Origin of the sequence: Salmonella sp. K21076 (assembly GCF_039650795.1) — a bacterium.
In the GTDB taxonomy this organism is placed as follows: domain Bacteria; phylum Pseudomonadota; class Gammaproteobacteria; order Enterobacterales; family Enterobacteriaceae; genus Salmonella; species Salmonella enterica.
In genome coordinates, this window is sequence record NZ_JBCLYA010000046.1 from 23,340 (window position 1) to 42,621 (window position 19,282).

The 19,282-nt window shown below is 53.5% G+C and carries 18 protein-coding genes and 2 pseudogenes; 7 read left to right on the forward strand and 13 right to left on the reverse strand.

The features are described from left to right. Positions 1–21: 21 nt before the first annotated feature. A complete protein-coding gene (gene thiI / locus AAYN39_RS14055; RefSeq protein WP_000668658.1) occupies positions 22–1,470 on the forward strand; it encodes a tRNA uracil 4-sulfurtransferase ThiI in 1,449 nt (482 codons plus the stop codon). A gap of 49 nt (positions 1,471–1,519) precedes the next feature. Here thiI and phnV read toward each other — a convergent pair whose 3' ends face one another. From phnV to phnR, 5 genes are all read right to left on the reverse strand, one after another. Beyond that, the gene (gene phnV, locus AAYN39_RS14060; protein WP_000909802.1) at positions 1,520–2,311 is read right to left on the reverse strand and encodes a 2-aminoethylphosphonate ABC transport system, membrane component PhnV; all 792 of its coding nucleotides are present in this window, start codon (positions 2,309–2,311) and stop codon (positions 1,520–1,522) included. Continuing rightward, complete coding sequence (phnU, locus tag AAYN39_RS14065) at positions 2,305–3,174, reverse strand: 2-aminoethylphosphonate ABC transporter permease subunit (RefSeq protein ID WP_000052708.1); 870 nt, start codon at positions 3,172–3,174, stop codon at positions 2,305–2,307. Before phnU ends, phnV begins: the two co-directional genes overlap by 7 nt. 2 nt (positions 3,175–3,176) lie before the next feature. Beyond that, on the reverse strand, positions 3,177–4,286 hold the full coding sequence (gene phnT, locus AAYN39_RS14070) for a 2-aminoethylphosphonate ABC transport system ATP-binding subunit PhnT (protein ID WP_000928794.1): 1,110 nt from the start codon (positions 4,284–4,286) through the stop codon (positions 3,177–3,179). Positions 4,287–4,291: 5 nt separating this feature from the next. After that, positions 4,292–5,305 (reverse strand): 2-aminoethylphosphonate ABC transporter substrate-binding protein, encoded by a 1,014-nt coding sequence (phnS, locus tag AAYN39_RS14075; RefSeq protein WP_000778002.1) that lies wholly within the window; start codon positions 5,303–5,305, stop codon positions 4,292–4,294. A gap of 197 nt (positions 5,306–5,502) precedes the next feature. After that, complete coding sequence (phnR, locus tag AAYN39_RS14080; protein ID WP_000836268.1) at positions 5,503–6,222, reverse strand: phosphonate utilization transcriptional regulator PhnR; 720 nt, start codon at positions 6,220–6,222, stop codon at positions 5,503–5,505. Positions 6,223–6,361: 139 nt separating this feature from the next. On the opposite strand from phnR, the gene phnW reads away from it, so the two are divergent. Beyond that, positions 6,362–7,465, forward strand: a complete 1,104-nt coding sequence (gene phnW, locus AAYN39_RS14085) for a 2-aminoethylphosphonate--pyruvate transaminase (protein ID WP_000203965.1) — start codon at positions 6,362–6,364, stop codon at positions 7,463–7,465. A gap of 9 nt (positions 7,466–7,474) precedes the next feature. Beyond that, positions 7,475–8,284: a phosphonoacetaldehyde hydrolase gene (phnX, locus tag AAYN39_RS14090; RefSeq protein WP_001079741.1), complete on the forward strand. Its 810-nt coding sequence runs from the start codon at positions 7,475–7,477 to the stop codon at positions 8,282–8,284. A gap of 96 nt (positions 8,285–8,380) precedes the next feature. On the opposite strand, the gene yajL is transcribed toward phnX, so the two are convergent. Beyond that, the gene (gene yajL, locus AAYN39_RS14095; protein WP_001275809.1) at positions 8,381–8,971 is read right to left on the reverse strand and encodes a protein deglycase YajL; all 591 of its coding nucleotides are present in this window, start codon (positions 8,969–8,971) and stop codon (positions 8,381–8,383) included. Then, positions 8,934–9,845: a 2-dehydropantoate 2-reductase gene (gene panE / locus AAYN39_RS14100; RefSeq protein ID WP_000705822.1), complete on the reverse strand. Its 912-nt coding sequence runs from the start codon at positions 9,843–9,845 to the stop codon at positions 8,934–8,936. Before panE ends, yajL begins: the two co-directional genes overlap by 38 nt. A gap of 125 nt (positions 9,846–9,970) precedes the next feature. Between panE and AAYN39_RS14105 the strand changes: the two genes are divergently transcribed. Then, on the forward strand, positions 9,971–10,462 hold the full coding sequence (locus tag AAYN39_RS14105) for a YajQ family cyclic di-GMP-binding protein (RefSeq protein WP_001138911.1): 492 nt from the start codon (positions 9,971–9,973) through the stop codon (positions 10,460–10,462). A 46-nt stretch (positions 10,463–10,508) separates the two neighbouring features. Here AAYN39_RS14105 and AAYN39_RS14110 read toward each other — a convergent pair whose 3' ends face one another. Together AAYN39_RS14110 and AAYN39_RS14115 are read right to left on the reverse strand one after the other, a co-directional pair. After that, on the reverse strand, positions 10,509–11,873 hold the full coding sequence (locus AAYN39_RS14110; RefSeq protein WP_001000935.1) for an MFS transporter: 1,365 nt from the start codon (positions 11,871–11,873) through the stop codon (positions 10,509–10,511). A gap of 230 nt (positions 11,874–12,103) precedes the next feature. Further along, a pseudogene (locus AAYN39_RS14115) lies at positions 12,104–12,234 on the reverse strand (IS5/IS1182 family transposase); the annotation flags it as partial. 174 nt (positions 12,235–12,408) lie between these two features. Between AAYN39_RS14115 and AAYN39_RS14120 the strand changes: the two are divergent. From AAYN39_RS14120 to AAYN39_RS14130, 3 genes and pseudogenes are all read left to right on the forward strand, one after another. Next, positions 12,409–13,918: pseudogene (locus AAYN39_RS14120) on the forward strand (SEL1-like repeat protein). A gap of 11 nt (positions 13,919–13,929) precedes the next feature. Continuing rightward, the gene (locus AAYN39_RS14125) at positions 13,930–14,193 is read left to right on the forward strand and encodes an SEL1-like repeat protein (RefSeq protein ID WP_000595917.1); all 264 of its coding nucleotides are present in this window, start codon (positions 13,930–13,932) and stop codon (positions 14,191–14,193) included. A gap of 66 nt (positions 14,194–14,259) precedes the next feature. Next, positions 14,260–15,399, forward strand: coding sequence for a tetratricopeptide repeat protein (locus AAYN39_RS14130; RefSeq protein WP_223229652.1), 1,140 nt, complete (start codon positions 14,260–14,262; stop codon positions 15,397–15,399). Positions 15,400–15,446: 47 nt separating this feature from the next. Here the strand turns inward: AAYN39_RS14130 and cyoE are convergent, their stop codons facing one another. The 4 genes from cyoE to cyoB are packed head-to-tail and all read right to left on the reverse strand — an operon-like array spanning position 15,447 to position 19,273. Beyond that, entirely contained in the window at positions 15,447–16,337 is an 891-nt protein-coding gene (cyoE, locus tag AAYN39_RS14135; protein WP_000971351.1) for a heme o synthase, read from the reverse strand. Positions 16,338–16,348: 11 nt separating this feature from the next. Further along, positions 16,349–16,678, reverse strand: a complete 330-nt coding sequence (locus tag AAYN39_RS14140; protein WP_000019878.1) for a cytochrome o ubiquinol oxidase subunit IV — start codon at positions 16,676–16,678, stop codon at positions 16,349–16,351. Then, positions 16,678–17,292: a cytochrome o ubiquinol oxidase subunit III gene (locus AAYN39_RS14145; RefSeq protein WP_000179831.1), complete on the reverse strand. Its 615-nt coding sequence runs from the start codon at positions 17,290–17,292 to the stop codon at positions 16,678–16,680. The genes AAYN39_RS14140 and AAYN39_RS14145 overlap by 1 nt, the downstream gene beginning before the upstream one ends. After that, positions 17,282–19,273: a cytochrome o ubiquinol oxidase subunit I gene (cyoB, locus tag AAYN39_RS14150; protein ID WP_000467158.1), complete on the reverse strand. Its 1,992-nt coding sequence runs from the start codon at positions 19,271–19,273 to the stop codon at positions 17,282–17,284. The genes AAYN39_RS14145 and cyoB overlap by 11 nt, the downstream gene beginning before the upstream one ends. Between the last annotated feature and the right edge of the window lie 9 nt (positions 19,274–19,282).

Sequence of the window (19,282 nt, forward strand, 5' to 3'; positions counted from 1 at the left end):
TGCTAAAGAACCATTACCGCCATGAAGTTTATCATTAAATTGTTCCCGGAAATCACTATCAAAAGCCAATCTGTGCGTTTGCGCTTTATAAAAATTTTAACCGGGAACATCCGTAACGTTTTAAAGCACTACGATGAGACCCTCGCGGTTGTCCGTCACTGGGATAACATTGAAGTTCGCGCCAAAGATGAAAACCAGCGTCTGGCGATTCGCGACGCGCTGACCCGCATCCCGGGGATTCACCATATTCTTGAAGTCGAAGATGTGCCGTTCACCGATATGCACGACATTTTCGAGAAAGCGTTGGCGCAGTATCGCGAACAGCTTGAAGGCAAAACCTTCTGCGTGCGGGTAAAACGTCGCGGTAAGCATGAGTTTAGCTCCATTGAAGTGGAGCGCTATGTTGGCGGCGGATTAAATCAGCATATTGAATCAGCGCGCGTGAAGCTCACTAACCCGGATGTGACGGTGCATCTGGAAGTGGAAGATGATCGCCTGCTGCTGATCAAAGGGCGTTATGAAGGTATTGGCGGTTTCCCGATTGGCACCCAGGAAGACGTGCTGTCGCTGATCTCCGGCGGTTTTGACTCCAGCGTCTCCAGCTATATGCTGATGCGTCGCGGCTGTCGCGTACACTACTGCTTCTTTAACCTCGGCGGCGCGGCGCATGAAATCGGCGTTCGCCAGGTGGCGCATTACCTGTGGAACCGCTTTGGCAGCTCCCATCGCGTGCGTTTTGTGGCGATTAACTTTGAACCAGTGGTCGGCGAGATTCTGGAGAAAGTCGACGACGGCCAGATGGGCGTGGTGCTCAAACGTATGATGGTACGCGCGGCGTCGAAAGTGGCGGAACGTTACGGCGTACAGGCGCTGGTGACCGGCGAAGCGCTGGGCCAGGTGTCCAGCCAGACGCTAACCAACTTGCGCTTGATCGATAACGTGTCTGACACGCTGATCCTGCGCCCGCTGATCTCTTACGATAAAGAGCACATTATCAACCTGGCGCGCCAGATTGGTACGGAAGATTTTGCCCGTACGATGCCGGAATACTGTGGCGTGATTTCAAAAAGTCCGACGGTGAAAGCCATTAAAGCGAAAATTGAAGCCGAAGAAGAAAATTTCGACTTCAGTATTCTCGATAAGGTGGTAGAAGAAGCGAACAACGTCGATATTCGTGAAATCGCCCAGCAGACCCAGCAGGAGGTGGTGGAAGTTGAAACCGTGAGCGGTTTTGGCGCCAACGATGTGATTCTGGATATCCGTTCTGTCGATGAGCAGGATGACAAGCCGCTGAAAGTGGAAGGCGTCGACGTCGTTTCGCTGCCTTTCTACAAGCTGAGCACTAAATTTGGCGACCTCGATCAGAGCAAAACCTGGCTGCTATGGTGCGAACGCGGCGTAATGAGTCGCCTGCAGGCGCTCTATCTGCGCGAGCAGGGGTTTGCCAATGTGAAGGTGTATCGCCCGTAATTCCTTTGCCGGGTGGCGGCTATGTCCTACCCGGCCTACCGTTTTATTTCTACCCCAACCGTTTTGCAATGCGCTCCAGCTTCATCATCAGCAGCAGCGTAATGGCCACCAGCACAATGGTCAGCGCCGCGCCGTCGGCGATATTTCCACGGTCGGTCAGGCTAAAGATAGCTACCGGCAGCGTCGTCCAGCCCGGTGGATAAATCATCACCGTCGCGCCCAACTCCCCCATGGAGAGCGATAAACTCAGCGCCAGCTCTGACACCATCCACGGCATCAATAACGGCAACGTCACGTGACGCAGACGATACCAGGGCGATGCCCCCAGACTCGACGCGACGTTTTCAATATCGGCGGAAATGCGCGCCAGTCCGGTCGACACGTTACTGAAGGTAAAGGCGGAAATCAGCACAAAGTGCGCTGTCAGCACAATCCATAGGGTGCCGTTCATTTGCAATGGCCCCTGGCTGAAAGCAACCAGAATGCCCAGGCCCACGGACACTGACGGAATCGCACTCGGCAGATAGAACACCATACTTAACCATTTCTGCGTTTTCACCCCATATTGACGCAACGCCAGCGCCGCCCAAACGCCGCAAAGCAGCGCAAACAGGCTGGCGCAAAAGCCAATCGTGAGGCTGGCAAGTAGGGCATCCCATGCCGCACCGTGCAGAGCGTTAACAAAGTGGTTCAGCGTGAAGCCACTCGGCAGAATACCGTTCCACCGCTGGCTAAGGCTGGACATCAGAATCACCGCCAGCGGCAGGAAAAAGAACACGATAAACAGTACGCTAGCCACAACGCCCGCCGCTGCGCGTCCTTTAGGTGACCAAATTAGCATGGCTGGCTCCTTACGCCGGTACGCGATGCCGCCAGGCGATAGAGGGAGAACAGCCCCAGCGACAAGACAATGTTAATCAACGCAATCATGCAGGCGACCGTATAGTCGGACTCCAGAATCGCTTTGCTGTAAACCATCATCGGCAGGGTGTTAACCCCTTTCGCGCCAATAAACAGTACGATGCCGAACTCGTTAGTGGTCAACAGCAGGCACAGGCTGCCACTAGCCATCAGCGCCGGTAGCGCCGCCGGGAAAATCACCTGCCCAATCACCCGTAACGGGTGTGCCCCCAGAATGCTGGCTGCCTCTAGCTGGCTTTTATCAATTTGCCGCAGCGCGGCCATCAGTGGCCGCATCACCAGCGGAGTGAACACCGTGATCTCCGCCAGAATGACACCCTGCATCGAGTAGAGAAAATCCACCGGCGGTAGCTCAAAGGCAAACAGGCTCATCAGCGCACCGTTGAGCAGACCCGCTGACCCATAAATAAAGGTGAACGCCAGCGTAATCAGGAAGGTCGGCAGCGCAATAAAAGTATCGACGACCCGACCAATCAACTCGCTGCCGGGGAAAGGAATAAACACCAGAATCAGCGACATCACGCTGCCCAGCAGCAGGCAACCGGCGGTGGCGAAAAAGGCGATTTGCAACGTGTTCAGCAACGCGCCGACAAAGCGTTTCGAGTCGACCACCTGGCGGAAGGTCTCGAGCCCGATCTCGCCATTGGCACCGCGTAGCGCCTGTTCAACGATGAGCGACAGAGGCCAGAAAAACAGCGTCGCCAGCGCCAGCAACGGGAGCAACAGCCACAGCAGCGGGCGTAGGTTAAGCGCCGGTTTTTCCAGAGGTAAAATGAGTGACATGGTTATACCTCAATCAGGACCGCATCATCCGGTTCGAACCACAGCGCCAGCTTGTCGCCCACGCGCGGCAGCGGATTGACATGCGTCAACACCATCCGCACCGTTTCGCCAGCAACGTCACACAACAGATGGGTTAAATCGCCTTGCCAGTGCACCGATTGCAGTGTGGCGTTGAAGCGGTTGCTGTAGGCCGAACGCGGCGTTAGGCTGAGGTGCTGAGGACGAATGCACAGCAGTTTGTTGTAACCGTGGTGGCTGCCCTGGCTGAACGCGCGAATCACCGCACCGCCGCAGCTGACGTCCACCAGCCCCGGAACCTCCGTTATCCCCAGCGCGATGGCGGAGAGAATATTGGCGCGACCTAAGAATTCGGCGGCAAAACGATTGGGCGGATGGTGATATAACGCGCGGGTTTCGCCGTGAGCAATCAGCGAGCCATCCTTCATAATGCCGATTTTATCGGCCAGGGTGAGCGCTTCCGTTTGATCGTGGGTGACGTAGAGAATAGTGAGTTCCGGCAGCTCACGGTGAAGACGGGCGATTTCTTCCACCATATTATGACGAATCTGTGCGTCCAGCGCTGACAGTGGTTCATCCAGCAACAGCACGCGCGGGCGCACGGCAATCGCGCGGGCGATGGCCACGCGTTGCTGCTGGCCGCCAGAAAGTTGATGCGGATAACGGGTGGCGTAATCACTCATGCCAACTGTCTTCAGCGCCTGCGTGACACGCTCATTAATTAGCGCCTTTGGCTGCTTCTGCGCACGCAGACCAAAAGCGACGTTGTCTTCCACTTTCAGATGCGGGAACAAGGCGTAGTTCTGCACCACCATCGCCAACCCGCGTTTATAGGGTGGCAGATGGGTGACGTCCGTATCGCCAATCAGGATACGACCGCCTGCAGGCTGCACAAAGCCCGCCACCGCACGCAGCACCGTCGTTTTTCCAGATCCTGATGGGCCAATCAGCGCCAGCACTTCGCCAGGTTCAATCGTCAAAGAGAGCGGTTTAAGCACCACGTTGCCGTGATACGCAACACGCAGCGAGTCGAGGACTATCCCCGATGTCCCCTGCGATGCAGGGGCGTGAACGGCAGTCGTTTTCATCAGCATCAGGCTTACTCGCTTTCGGTCACTTTGTGCCAACGGCTAATATCTGCCGACAGCGAAACGGCTACGTCATCCCAATTTGGCTGCCAGCTCTGCACGCCTTCTAACGCGGCAGTGGCGGCCTTGTAATGTTCGTCGCTCGGCGTCACGTCGCTGCGTACCGGCATTCCCCAGGAGAGTTCGCTGACGCGAGTCTGCGCTTCTTTACTCAGCAGGAAGTTAATCAGCTTTTTACCATTTTCACTCTGCGGCGCCCCCTGGACCAGGCCAATGACATAAGGGATGGCCAGCGCGCTGCGCTCGCCTTTGTCGTTGGCCGGCCAGAAGATTTTCACGTTCGGGTTACGTTCCATCTGCGCGAGGTTCATTTGCAGGTCGCCGTTAGCGACGTAGATTTCACCTTTATTAACCAGCGCGGTTAGCTTGCCGGTAGAGGCAGATGGCCCGACGTTATTGGCCTGCAGCTTGCCGAGATACGCAAAACTGGCATCTTTACTGCCGAAGCTGTGGAAAGCCTGCAGCATTACCGCCGTGCCGTCAGCGGCCTGACCTGGCGTGGAATACTGGAGTTTATTTTTGAATTTACCGTCAAGCAGATCCTGCCAGCTCGCCGGGGCAGTTTTCAGCAGCTTGCTGTTGTAGATAAAGCTCAGATAATTCTTTACCAGCGGCGAATAAAGGTTGTTGGCATCGGGGATAGCCGAGGCGGCGTCGGTGTTAAAGTTCGCCAGCAGCTTTTCGGCGGCGGCGCGCTGAATGAATGGCGGCGCGGTTACCAGCACGTCGGCCTGTGGATTCGTACGCTCTTTTGCCAGACGTTCCACTACCACGCCACCACCGCCTTCAACATAGCGTATGGTAATGCCGGTCGCTTTGGTGAACGCGTCAAACTGCACCTGGTACCAGCTGTTATCGCCATCGTGCAGCCCGTCGATGGAGTACACCGTGACCACTGATTCCGCCCATGACGGGGCGCTGGCGAGAGCGAAGACAGACAGCAGAGCAAGTCGGGAAAGTTTCATCGTAATAGCCTCATAGCGTACGTTGCATTTTCTGGCCTATACCAGGTTTGCTTTTTACGCTAAACGGCTTATATGACAAAACGATGAAAGAGAAATAAATCAGTCCACGCCGGATGATGCTGCGCTTATCGGGATAGCCGTGAGACGATACGATTGACAGGCCGGATAAGGCCCGCAGCCAACATCCGGCGCACCCGCTAGTGGGTATCTACCTCAATGCGCAGGCTGTCGTGACGCCAGTATTCGATATCCAGATCCAGCACTCGCCCGTGTTGATCGTAGTTCAGACGGCGCAGCAACAGCGCCGGGCGTCCTTCCATAACTCCCAGCGCCTGTGCGGCCTGCGCAGGCATGGCGGTGGGGTAGAACGACAGATGCATGCTGGTATAGACGAGGTTGTAGTGCGACTCGTATACCTCGGTCAGGCTGCCGTTGAGATCGTACTGCAGCAGCTCAGGCACGCGGGCGGGCAAACAATGGTTTTCGCAGTAGCACACGGCGCGGCCATCGGCGTAACGCAGACGGGTCAGCAGATAGATTTGATCAAACGGCTGGAGCTGGAGGGGCTCCATGACCTCGACAGGCACGGTGGTTAACACGCCGCTCAGTAGCGCGGTTTTTGGCTCCCGCCCCTGCTCGCGGCAAAGCTTATGGAAGTTGGTGTTCTGGGTCGGATCCAGCCACAGGCGTTCCGGCGTAACGAACCAACCGCGACGATCGGCGCGCCAGATAAGCCCACTGGACTCCAGCTGCGCCAGGCTTTCGCGAATAGTAATGCGCGTGGTGTTGAAGATCGCGCACAGTTCGCGTTCAGACGGCAGTTTATCACCGCTTTTCAACGCACCGCTCTGAATACGCGCCTGAAGCTGCGCCTTGATCAACAGGTACTGCGGGATATCGCCCGGGATAGATTTCATGCTTACTCGCTTCCGTTTTACCTGCCGCCATTATACAAGCAGAGATGAATTTTTTGTTGCAGCGCGATTTTCTCTTTGACCCATCGCGGCAAAGATCGTCATGATAAATGCAATCTGGTATAGACCAAAGGTAAATGATATGACTTCGCGTAACTATCTGTTGCTGACCCCTGGCCCACTCACCACCTCTCGCACCGTGAAAGAAGCGATGTTGTTCGATAGCTGTACCTGGGATGATGATTACAATATCGGCGTGGTAGAACAGATCCGCCAGCAGTTGACCGCACTGGCAACGGCCTCCGAAGGCTACACCTCCGTACTGCTGCAAGGCAGCGGCAGCTATGCTGTGGAAGCCGTACTGGGAAGCGCATTGGGGCCGCAGGATAAGGTGCTGATCGTCAGCAACGGTGCATACGGCGCACGAATGGTCGAGATGGCCGGCCTTATGGGTATCGCCCATCACGCTTACGACTGCGGCGAAGTTGCGCGCCCGAACGTGCAGGCGATCGACGCGATCCTCAACGCCGACCCGACGATCAGCCATATCGCCATGGTGCATAGCGAAACGACCACCGGGATGCTCAACCCCATTGATGAGGTTGGCGCTCTGGCGCATCGCTATGGCAAAACCTACATCGTTGACGCCATGAGCAGCTTCGGCGGCATCCCCATGGATATTGCAGCATTACACATCGACTATCTGATCAGCTCCGCTAATAAATGCATCCAGGGCGTGCCGGGTTTTGCCTTTGTGATTGCCCGCGAGCAAAAACTGGCCGCGTGCAAAGGGCGTTCCCGCTCGCTGTCGTTAGATCTCTACGCCCAGTGGCGCTGCATGGAGGATAACCACGGCAAATGGCGTTTTACTTCGCCCACACATACCGTCCTGGCGTTTGCACAGGCGCTGAAAGAGCTGGCGAAAGAAGGTGGCGTGGCGGCACGTCATCAACGCTATCAGCAAAATCAGCGCAGCCTGGTGGCCGGAATGCGGGCGCTGGGCTTTAACACGCTGCTGGATGACGAGCTTCATTCGCCCATTATCACCGCCTTTTATTCACCGGAAGACCCGCAGTATCGCTTTAGCGAATTTTATCGCCGCCTCAAAGAGCAGGGCTTTGTTATCTATCCAGGCAAGGTGTCGCAAAGCGACTGCTTCCGCATCGGCAACATTGGCGAAGTATATGCCGCCGATATCACTGCCCTGCTGACCGCCATTCGTACCGCCATGTACTGGACGAAATAAGGAACCATGATGAACCGTATTCACGCTGTTATTCTCGACTGGGCGGGCACCACCGTCGATTTTGGCTCCTTCGCGCCGACGCAAATTTTCGTCGAGGCGTTCCGTCAGGCATTTGATGTGGAGATCACCCTCGCCGAAGCACGCGTGCCAATGGGGCTGGGTAAATGGCAACACATTGAAGCGCTGGGAAAATTACCTACTGTTGACGCGCGCTGGCAGGCAAAGTTTGGCCGCGCCATGAGCGCAGCAGATATTGATGCCATCTACGCCGCTTTCATGCCGTTACAGATTGCTAAAGTTGTCGATTTTTCTTCTCCTATTGCCGGAGTTATCGACACGATCGCGACGCTACGAGCCGAGGGTATCAAGATAGGCTCCTGCTCCGGTTACCCACGAGCGGTGATGGAGCGCCTGGTTCCCGCCGCCGCTGAGCATGGTTATCGTCCGGATCATTGGGTGGCAACGGACGACCTGGTCGCGGGTGGTCGCCCGGGGCCGTGGATGGCGCTGCAAAACGTGATTGCGCTGGGCATTGATGCGGTCGCGCACTGCGTGAAGGTAGATGATGCCGCGCCGGGCATTAGCGAGGGGCTTAACGCGGGGATGTGGACGGTGGGGCTGGCGGTATCGGGTAACGAATTCGGCGCAACATGGGACGCCTATCAGACAATGTCGAAAGAGGACGTTGCGGTCCGCCGCGAGCACGCGGCCAGCAAGCTGTACGCCGCCGGGGCGCATTACGTGGTGGATTCACTGGCGGATTTACCTGAGGTGATTGCGCATATTAATGCGCGTCTGGCGCAGGGCGAACGCCCGTAAAATAACTGCCGGATGGCGCTGCCGCTTATCCGGCCTACAGACTGTACCGTTTTGTAGGCCGGATAAGGTGTTTACGCCGCCATCCGGCAATCATTCTTATTCGTAGTAGTTATAAATCCCCGCCGCCATCACCAGTTGCGAAGCCACTTCATGCGCTTTTTCACGACCAACCAACAGGTCGATGATTTTCAAGCCAAAATCGATAGCGGTACCCGGTCCCTGGCTGGTTAATAATTTTACCCGCGCATCCCACACCACACGCTTATCCTGCCACTGTTCGGCGGGGATCTTATCTTTCAGCGCCGGAAAACCGGTCATATTGCCGATAGGGAAGATATCGTGCGGCACGAGCACTGTAGCGGCTGCGGCGCAAATGGCTGCGACAATGCGCCCGGAGCGGTGAAACTGTTTTACGGTTTCGACTAGCAGCGGGCTGTCGCGAAAGCACTCGGCGCCTTTAATTCCGCCGGGCAACACGATGATGTCATAATCGCCGTCGGCAACTTCAACCAGCGGCGCATCCGCCAGCAGCTTCACGCCGCGCGAGCAGACAATCGTCAGGTTGCCATCGCTGGCGACGCTGGCGGTAGTGACGTGGATTCCGCCGCGAACCAGCAGATCGATAGTGGTGACCGCTTCGGTCTCTTCACTACCAGGGGCGAGGCATACCAGTGCCTGAGCGCTCATACTCACTCTCCTTTCGCTTTACCATTTCAAACAGGCGGCTATTTTCCGGAACGGCGAGACCGTGCACGCGGGCGCGCTTGAGTAAATAACCGGTGATGTAGTCAATTTCGGTATGGCGCATGGCGCGCACGTCCTGCAACATGGATGAGATATTTTCTGCCGTACTGTCAATCACTTGCTCAACATAATAGCATAAATCGTCTGCCGATGTGTGGTAGCCCTCACGTTCAATCACGGCGGCGACCTCTTCGCAAATCGCGTTGATTTCATCAGTATGATGGCGCAGCTCGCCGTTCGGGCAGTTCCAAAGCGCGGTGAGCGGGTTGATAACACAGTTGACGGCCAGTTTGCGCCACATCTCTGCGCGGATATTGTTATGCCAGGCGACATCGGGCAGTACCCCTTGCAGGATCTCGGCGAGATAACTGTAATCGCCGTCTTGCTCGCGCGCCGGGCCAATATGCGTAGTACCGTTAGCGACATGAATAATGATATTACCGTCGCGGCGCGCAGCATGGGTGATAGTCCCCATCAACATCGGCTGTTGGATACTTTGCAGTTCTTCTATGGTTCCCATTCCATTATGAATGAGCAGGATAGGCGACGTCACCGGTAGGGTTGACGCCAGGGTTCGTACTGCGTCGGAAACCTGCCACGCTTTCAGCGTGACTAACAACAGTTCGCTCTTCGCCAAAAAATCCGGATCGTTTGCCGTCAGTGATTCGTTGAAAAAGGAACCATCGGTATCGATCAGATTTACGCTGCAATAAGGTTGTGGCACCCGTAGCCAGCCCTGTACGTCATGTCCATGTTTGCACAGTGCCGAAAGCCAAAGTTGTCCTAAGGCTCCGCATCCCAGTACAGTAATTTTCATTGTTCCTCCTCACCTGCAACAGCGCCAGGTGTTATGGCGCTAATTATAGCGTCATCAGCTAAGCTTCTCGTTAAGCCTCGTTGCAGGTATTATGCAACGCAACGAAAATGAAGGGAGAAGAAAAGATGCCATCTTTCGATATTGTTTCTGAAGTTGATCTGCAGGAAGCGCGTAACGGCGTGGATAACGCGGTTCGCGAGGTTGAGTCTCGTTTTGACTTTCGTGGCGTAGAGGCGACTATTGAACTGAACGATGCCAATAAAACCATCAAGGTGCTGAGCGAGTCCGATTTCCAGGTCAATCAGTTGCTCGATATTCTGCGCGCCAAGCTGCTTAAACGCGGTATTGAAGGCGCTTCGCTGGATGTACCGGACGAGTTCGTGCATAGCGGTAAAACCTGGTATGTGGAAGCGAAGCTGAAGCAGGGCATTGAAAGCGCCGTGCAGAAGAAAATCGTCAAGCTGATTAAAGACAGCAAACTGAAGGTGCAGGCGCAAATTCAGGGGGAAGAGATTCGCGTGACGGGCAAATCACGTGACGATCTGCAATCGGTAATGGCGCTGGTTCGCGGCGACGATTTAGGCCAGCCGTTCCAGTTCAAAAACTTCCGCGATTAAGTTGTTATGCCGGATAGAGCCTCGCCGCCATCCGGCAATGCTGCATTCATCCTTTGCTGATAAGCTGTTCAACTTCAAAGCGATTGGTCACTTTGCTGTCGATTTTGACGTAAGCGGAATGCTCTTCCGCCACGATCAGCGCTTCGCTTACGCCTTTCATTGCCAACAGTCGCTGTTTTAGCCTGTCGTCAGCAACGATATCCGCTGGAATTTCCACACGCAGGCTGCTGACATAGGGCGGCTCTTTCATGGTACTTGCCACCGCCAGCCATACCATCGCCAGTACGGCCCCGGCAAGGAAAACGGTTTGCCCATCAAACGTGCCGTCTATCCAGCCGCCCAGCGAGCCGCCAAGCGCCACGCCAAGAAACTGACTGGTAGAATAGACGCCCATCGCCGTTCCTTTATACCCCGCGGGCGACTCTTTGCTAATAAGCGAAGGCAGCAGCGCCTCCATCAGATTAAAGGCGAGGAAAAAGAGTTGTACGCCAATCACCAGCTCCCAGAAATGCTGGCCCGCTCCCCACAACACGATTTCTGCGACGATAATGAGCCCCACGCAGAACAGGAATACCTGCTTCATCCGCCGTTTGACTTCAGCATAGATGATAAAAGGCACGACGGCGGCAAAGGCGATCACCATGGTTGCCAGATACACCTTCCAGTGTTCGGCGGCAGGGAAACCGGCATCGGCAAGCTGGCCGGGCAGGGCGACAAAGGTGGACATCAATAAAATATGCAGACACATGATGCCGAAGTTGAGCTTGAGCAGCCTCGGCTCCGCCAGCACTTTACTGAAGCTGCCTTTGACCATCCCGGATTCGCGATTCAGCACATGGTTGGTACTGTTGGGAACCACCCAGATCGTCAGAAGAATGCCCAGGGTGGCGAGGGCGGCGATCATCCAGAACAACGCGTTCAATCCCAGACTATGGGTAACAATCGGCCCTAATACCATCGCAATCGCGAAGGTGATACCAAAGCTGACGCCGATAAACGCCATCGCTTTGGTGCGGTTTTGCTCTCGGGTCAGATCAGACAGGAGCGCCATGACGGCGGCGGCAATAGCGCCGGACCCCTGTAGCGCTCGCCCCAGAATAATGCCCCAGATAGAGTGGGAGAGCGCGGCAATGACGCTACCCGCGACAAATACCGCCAGTCCGCCGACAATCAGCGGTTTACGGCCAATGCGGTCGGACAGCAGCCCAAAGGGAATTTGAAAGATAGCCTGCGCCAGCCCGTAAATACCGATCGCAATGCCGATTAATGCTTCGCTGGCGCCCTGTAGCGCCATACCGTATGTGGTCAGTACTGGTAGAACCATAAACATGCCCAGCATACGCAACGAAAAGACGGTCCCTAAACCCCATGTGGCGCGCAGCTCCCCTGGCGTCATTTTATAATCGTTCATTGCCACCTCTGTATAAAAGCTGGGAGTAGTGTAGTGCGGGGAGTGTGCCGGGTAAATAGAGGGTTAATTAGCAAATATTATGTTTTTGAAACAGTTGAGCTAAAAAAGAGATAAATTGTTAACACGATAGGGGCGATCGGGAGAGTCAGCATAGCCTTGTGCTCATTCATATTCCGATCTCCTTGAGCTGTAGTGGCTATCTGAGCCATCTCAGTATAGTGTAGCGGTTAGCCACGGCCTTCAGGCTGTGTACGCTGTTGCTTCATATAGCAATAGCAGGCTCGTCAAGTCAGACTGTCAGCGAACCGCGCTGCCTGAGTGTGGCTGGCCAGTGGGTGACTTTAAACTTTTGCTTTGCCATAGGGACCCGATTCTGAAACGATGGCAATGATCAGAACCGTCCATCTCCTGAAAATTTGATTTATTCAACAACGCCGAGACTGATAGCAAACTTTCTGCGTGATGGCGCGCGTTTATCAGGCAGAAGGTTAGTCATCAGTCTTATTTATTATATTATTCAAGGAGTGAATTAGTTGTGAAAATTAAATTCTTATCATTATGTATTTTAGCAGGTGTTTTATTTGCTAACCAGGTGAATGCATCAGAGAACAACAGTAAAGATGATGTAAAATACGCTGCGCTTACCCAGAAGGATTTTGATGCTTTGCCTGTGGAAAAAAGAGCTTCGGTTCTGGATGAACTGGGGTTTATCCATGAATACGGCCTTAATGTACCGATGAATCGCGAACAGGCGTTGCAGTATTATAAGCAGGCCTGTGAGCTTGGCGGTAACTACGGTTGCTATAATGTGAAGTATGCTTATCAGCATGGCGACGGAGTGGCGAAAGATAGCGCTCAGGCCAATAAGTATGCTAAAAAAATGAATCTGGATAATTTATTGATTGAGCAAGAATATATTGACAAGTTTTCGCAAGAAATTTACGTGGCGAAAGCATTGGCCGATATGGATAAATCGCAGCGGGCGGCATTTATTAGTATACTAATTCATGCTCTAAATAATAGACCCGAGAGCGATGCGCTTTTTTTAGTCGTATCGGATTTAATCAGGAAAAAACGTTCCGCCTTGCTACGCTATGGGGGCAGGACGGCGATCCACAAATGGATTATCAACTGGGGTTACTCACCCTTAATGATTTCTCTGGCCATTATGTGGATGAGCCTTATAAAGCCAGGCCGGCCTCGTTGAAATGGTTTCGCGCCGCCGCGGAAAAAGGCGTCGTTGAGGCCCAATCTCTCTTGGGGGGTATTTATTCGGGGGGAGAGGGCGATGAGTGGGGGATTAAGCCAGACATTCAGGAAGCGCAAAAATGGTATGGGCAGGCGTCTGAGCAGGGGGACAGCGATGCACAGATTGCGTTAGGTAAAATCTATTATTCTGGTGCAACAGGGCGCACTGATTACGCTAAAGCGCTGGCATTATTTACGCAGGTTGAAAATGATGGTACTAATTCGCGCTCAACGATGCCGTTGAGTTGGATGTATTATAACGGTTTAGGTACTGCACCTGATTGTGATAAAGCCTGGTCGTATTACAAGAAAGCATCTCGATATGTAGGTAAGAAAGTTGAGGAAAAAATATTTTTAAGTAAGTGCGCAGCGGATATTCAGAGTCGAAAAAAAACGCGGATGCTTTACCCAAAGTAACCCTAAAAAAAGAGAGTGTTTTCTCTCGCGGGATAACGGCTAAACCGAAAGAATGTGCATTAATTTTTCAGATTGGCACAGATAAAATCCGTAACATGGCGAATTTGCATATTACACTTGAACTGAAAAATGCTGATGGAATGGCAACTGAGGAAACGTTGATGATTCCGCCATTCGGTTTGAATACTCTGGGGATAGATATGCAAAATCATGATGTTGATCCTCTCATTACCCCATACGATCTCCCACTGTATACGCAAGATTTTTGTCACGGGATCGGCGATATCCATTTTACGCTGAAATCCGCTACGGCAACGATTAACGGTAAGAATGTCGATTTGCTGAAAGCTGACAGTGTGCACTTTTTAGATAAAGAATAAGGGAATGAAAAATGATAAAGCGGAAATGGAATCTTTTGCTTCTGCTTGGGTTTTCTTTCGCATCGGTATGCCAGGCAGGTGATGATATTGACGCGTTATATAGCCGTATTGCGCAGAAAGATGTTCAGGCGCTAAATGAGCTAAAAGCGTTAGCCAAAGATAATAATGCTCAAGCGCTGGCGGAGTTGGGGTTTATTTATGAGTACGGCGTTGCCGTGCCGAAAGATACGATACAGGCTATCAAGTATTATGAGCAGGCTTGTCATGTTGAATAACCCTATGGCTGCTACAACGCTCGTTATTTTTATCTGCATGGCCTGGGGGTGATGCAGGATGACGTTTTGGCAAAAGAGCTTGCGGATAAAACCAGTAAAGCAGATATCGATACTGATGCGCAGACGGTGACGCGCCTGATAGCCGACGAAATAGATACGGCAAAGCAAGCCGCGGAAAGCGATATTACTCAGCGTTCCCGGTTTATTGAAACATTACGCCAGTATGCCGGCGGCGGGAGCGCGATGGCCGCGCGCATCACGCGCCTGGGTTATTCAAAGGCGGATATCCTGCACCTTGCGGAGCTGTGGGCGCAGGAGAGAGACCCTGAACTTAACTTTATCGTTGGTAGTCTCTATGACTCTGGTTTTGTTGAGGTCGACGATAAAGAGGCGCGTTCGTTGCAATGGTTCCGCAAGGCTGCTGAATTGGGCCAGGCTGATGCGCAGAATATACTCGGTTACTTCTACTTGAATGGAAAACGAGGGATTAAGCGCGATCTGCAGAAGGGGGGGCAGTGGTACGAGTTGGCGGCTGCGCAGGGTAATGTCGATGCGCTCATAAATCTTGGTGAGATCTATTACTCCGGGACGCGGGTTCCGCTTGATTACGCTCGGGCGTTTGAATTCTTTGAACGGGCGGCGAAGATGGGCAAGTCTCGCGCTTTAAACTATCTTGCCTGGATGTATACCAACGGTCAGTTTGTCGACACGGACTGCCGGAAGGCAGCGGAGTTGTTTGCTCAGGGGCGAACAAGTTTTGCAGACGATCCCCATTTTCAGGTGACCTGCGAAAAAGACCGACAGGCCCGTGCTGAGGCTGTGGCAATGCGTGAAAAGAATTTGCCGAAGTTAACCTTCAATCGTGATCGTGTTTTCGGTGCGAGTCAGGGCAGCGGCTATGCATGCGAGCTGGAGTTTGTCGTCAAAACGGATAGAGTCAGCAGTATAGAGAATTTACGCGTCTCACTGGCGCTGAAAAATAAGGCCGGGGCGATGTCACAGCAGGTTATCGCATTTGAGCCTTTTGGGCTAAATATGCAGAACCGCAATTTACAAGGGTATAAGTCTGATACGCTACGTGAATCGACATTACAACCTATCTATCAGCCGGAATTTTGCGATGTTGATAGCTATAGCGTAACCGCTGTGACGGGGATTGTTAACGGTAAAGAGATGGACATTCTTAAGGCGGGAATTTTTATTTAAACGCGAAAAGAAAGATGGCGTATCAAGCGATACGCCATCTAAAGTCTTTACCAGACGTAAGTCAGCAGATTCTGCGAATTCGGCACCATAAAATCAACAGACATCATGATACTCAGTGCGGTAATCGCAATGATAGAGAAGCCGAACAGCTTACGCGCCCAGACCTTATCATCTTCCACTTTGTAACCGCGTAGCGCCATGCCGAGCCACCAAACGCTGACCGCCGCGGCGACCACCAGGTATTTGTAACCAGCATAACCGCCCAACGTTAGCATTAGCGTTGCAACGGCAAACGCAATGATGTACAGCGTGATGTGGTTTTTAGCGACTGAGATTCCTTTTATCACCGGCAGAACCGGGATATTGGCCGCCTGATAGTCCTTAAAGCGGAAAATGGCGATGGCGTAAGAGTGCGGCATCTGCCAGAGGCTGAAAATAGCCAACAGAATCGCCGCGCCGCTGTCAAAGTCGCCCGTTACGGCGCAGTAGCCAATCACCGGCGGCGCTGCGCCGGAGAGCGAACCAATCAGCGTTCCGTAGACGGAGTGACGCTTCATGTACAAGCTGTACACGCCAACGTAGACCACGAAGCCCATCACCCCCAGCCAGCAGGCCAAAGGATTAGCGCCAAACCACAGCAGCATAAAGCCAGCAATACCCAGCAGGGTGGCGTATACCAGCGAGACGCCAGGAGAAATCAGGCCTTTGACCAGCACCCGATTCTTGGTCCTTTCCATCTTCCTGTCGATATCCCTGTCGATGTAGTTGTTAAATACACAACCCGACGCCACAACCAGTGACACCCCGACCAGCGTATAGATGAACAGGGGATAGTCAATGCTGCCCTTTGAGGCCAGCAGAAATCCCCCGATCACCGAGATCAGGTTGCCAAAGATGATGCCTGGTTTCGTTACTTGCAGGTATTGCTTAAACATCATACTCGCCGCTCTTAGTGCATCATCATGTTGTAGTTGAGGTTCCACATAATCCAGATGGAGCCCACAACCAGGATGGCGATGATCAGCACGGTAAAGATGAAGGCCGTCATGTTCCAGCCTTCATCAGATTTGGTGTTCATGTGCAGGAAACACACCAGATGCACCAAAATCTGCACCACTGCCATTGCCAGGATAGATCCCAGAATAACGGCCGGAGAGGCAGCGCCGGTCATCACCATCCAGAATGGAATAACCGTCAGGATGACCGACAGGATAAAGCCGGTCATGTACGTTTTTACGCTGCCGTGGGATGCGCCGCCGCTCTCGGTAGAATGACTCATTACATCGCCCCCATCAGATAAACAACAGTGAATACGCAAATCCAAATCACATCCAGGAAGTGCCAGAACAGGCTCAGGCACATGATGCGGGTACGGTTAGTGCTGGTCAGACCGCGACGGGCGACTTGCACCATCAGCACCGCCATCCAGATCAAACCGGAAGTGACGTGCAGACCGTGCGTGCCGACCAGCGCGAAGAACGCAGACAGGAAGCCGCTGCGATCCGGGCCCATACCGTTAACAATCAGGTGATGGAATTCATAGATTTCCATCCCGATAAATCCGGCACCGAACAAGAAGGTCAACGCCAGCCAGGAGATAACCTGGCTCTTGTTGTTCTTGTGCATGGCGATCGCCGCCATGCCGTAGGTAATGGAGCTAAATAACAGCAGGAAGGTTTCAACCAGAACGAACGGCAGTTCGAAAATGTCCTTACCTGTCGGGCCGCCAGCGGTGCCGTTCACCAGAACGGCATAGGTAGCAAACAGAATAGAGAACAGAATGCAGTCGCTCATCAGGTAGACCCAAAATCCGAAGATTTTGTTCTGGCCTGCGTCATGGTGCCCGTGTTCGTGCGCGTGGGCAGTCGCGTGCGTTAAAGTATCAGTTGCCATTTTTCAGCCCTGCCTTAGTAATCTCATCGAAATGCTGGTTTTCCAGTTTTTCGACTTCCGGGACCGGCACGTAGTAATCCACATCTTCATCAAAGCTTTTTACAATCCAGCTGATGATCATGCCTGCGAAACCCACTATCGCCAGCCACCAGATATGCCAGATCATGGCGAAGCCAAATACCGTCGCGAAGGCGGCGATAACAATACCGGCACCGCTATTTTTCGGCATATGAATCTCTTCATACTGTCCAGGCTGTTGGTACGCTTCGCCTTTTTCTTTCATTTCCCAGAAGGCGTCACGTTCGTGAACGTGCGGCACAACGGCAAAGTTATAGAACGGCGGCGGAGACGAGGTTGACCACTCCAGCGTACGGCCACCCCATGGGTCGCCGGTCAGATCGCGGTTCTGATCGCGGTCGCGAATAGAAACGAAGATCTGAATCAGTTGGCACAGGATACCCAGCGCAATCAGCGCGGCGCCGGCGGCGGCAACCATCAGCATCGTATGGAACTGCGGATCAATTTGCTGGCTGAGGCGACGGGTCATGCCCATGAAGCCCAGTACGTACAGCGGCATAAAGGCTACAAAGAAACCGATAATCCAGAACCAGAAGGCGCGTTTACCCCAGGTTTCGTTCAGCTTGAAGCCAAACGCCTTCGGCCACCAGTAAGTCATACCTGCGAAGCAGCCAAACACCACGCCGCCGATGATCACGTTATGGAAGTGCGCAATCAGGAACAGGCTGTTGTGCAGGACGAAGTCCGCGCCCGGTACCGCCAGCAGCACGCCGGTCATACCGCCGACCGAGAAGGTCACGATAAAGCCGATGGTCCACATCATTGCGGAATGGAAGACGATACGGCCCTGATACATGGTGAACAACCAGTTGAAGATCTTCACCCCGGTCGGGATGGCGATAATCATGGTGGTGATACCGAAGAAGGCGTTAACGTTCGCGCCCGCGCCCATCGTGAAGAAGTGGTGCAGCCAAACGATAAACGACAGTACGGTAATACAGACGGTCGCCCAAACCAGCGAGGTATAGCCGAACAGACGTTTACGCGAGAAGGTCGCTGCGATTTCGGAGAATACCCCGAAGACCGGCAGAATCAGAATGTACACTTCCGGATGGCCCCAGGCCCAAATCAGGTTGATGTACATCATCATGTTGCCGCCCATATCGTTGGTAAAGAAATGGGTGCCCAGATAGCGATCCAGGGTCAGCAACGCGACGGTAACCGTCAGAATCGGGAAAGAGGCGATGATCAGTACGTTGGCGCACAAAGAGGCCCAGGTAAAGACCGGCATCTTGAACATTGTCATACCCGGCGCACGCATCTTCAGGATCGTCACGAAGAAGTTGATACCGGTTAACGTCGTACCAATACCCGAGAGTTGCAACGCCCATATCCAGTAATCGACCCCGACGCTGGGACTGTACTCTATTCCCGATAGCGGCGGATAAGCCAGCCACCCTGTCTGCGCGAATTCACCCACGCCCAGCGAGAGGTTAACCAGAATAACGCCGACAACGGTGAACCAGAAGCTCAGGTTGTTCAGGAAAGGGAAAGCAACGTCGCGCGCGCCGATCTGCAGCGGAACCACCAGGTTCATCAGACCGATAACGAAGGGCATCGCCACGAAGAAGATCATGATTACGCCGTGAGCGGTAAAGATCTGATCGTAGTGGTGCGGCGGTAGAAAACCCGCTTCGCCTGCGGAGGCAAGCGCCTGCTGGCTACGCATCATGATGGCATCGGCGAAACCACGTAACAGCATCACAATCGCGACGATGATATACATGATACCGAGGCGTTTATGGTCAACCGACGTTAACCACTCTTTCCATAGGTAGGTCCACTTACCGAAGTAAGTAATCGCTGCCAGTATCGCCAGTCCCCCGACGATAATTGCAGCGATCGTTACCATGACGATAGGTTCATGGAACGGTACTGCATCCAGTGATAATTTTCCGAACATCTTATCTTC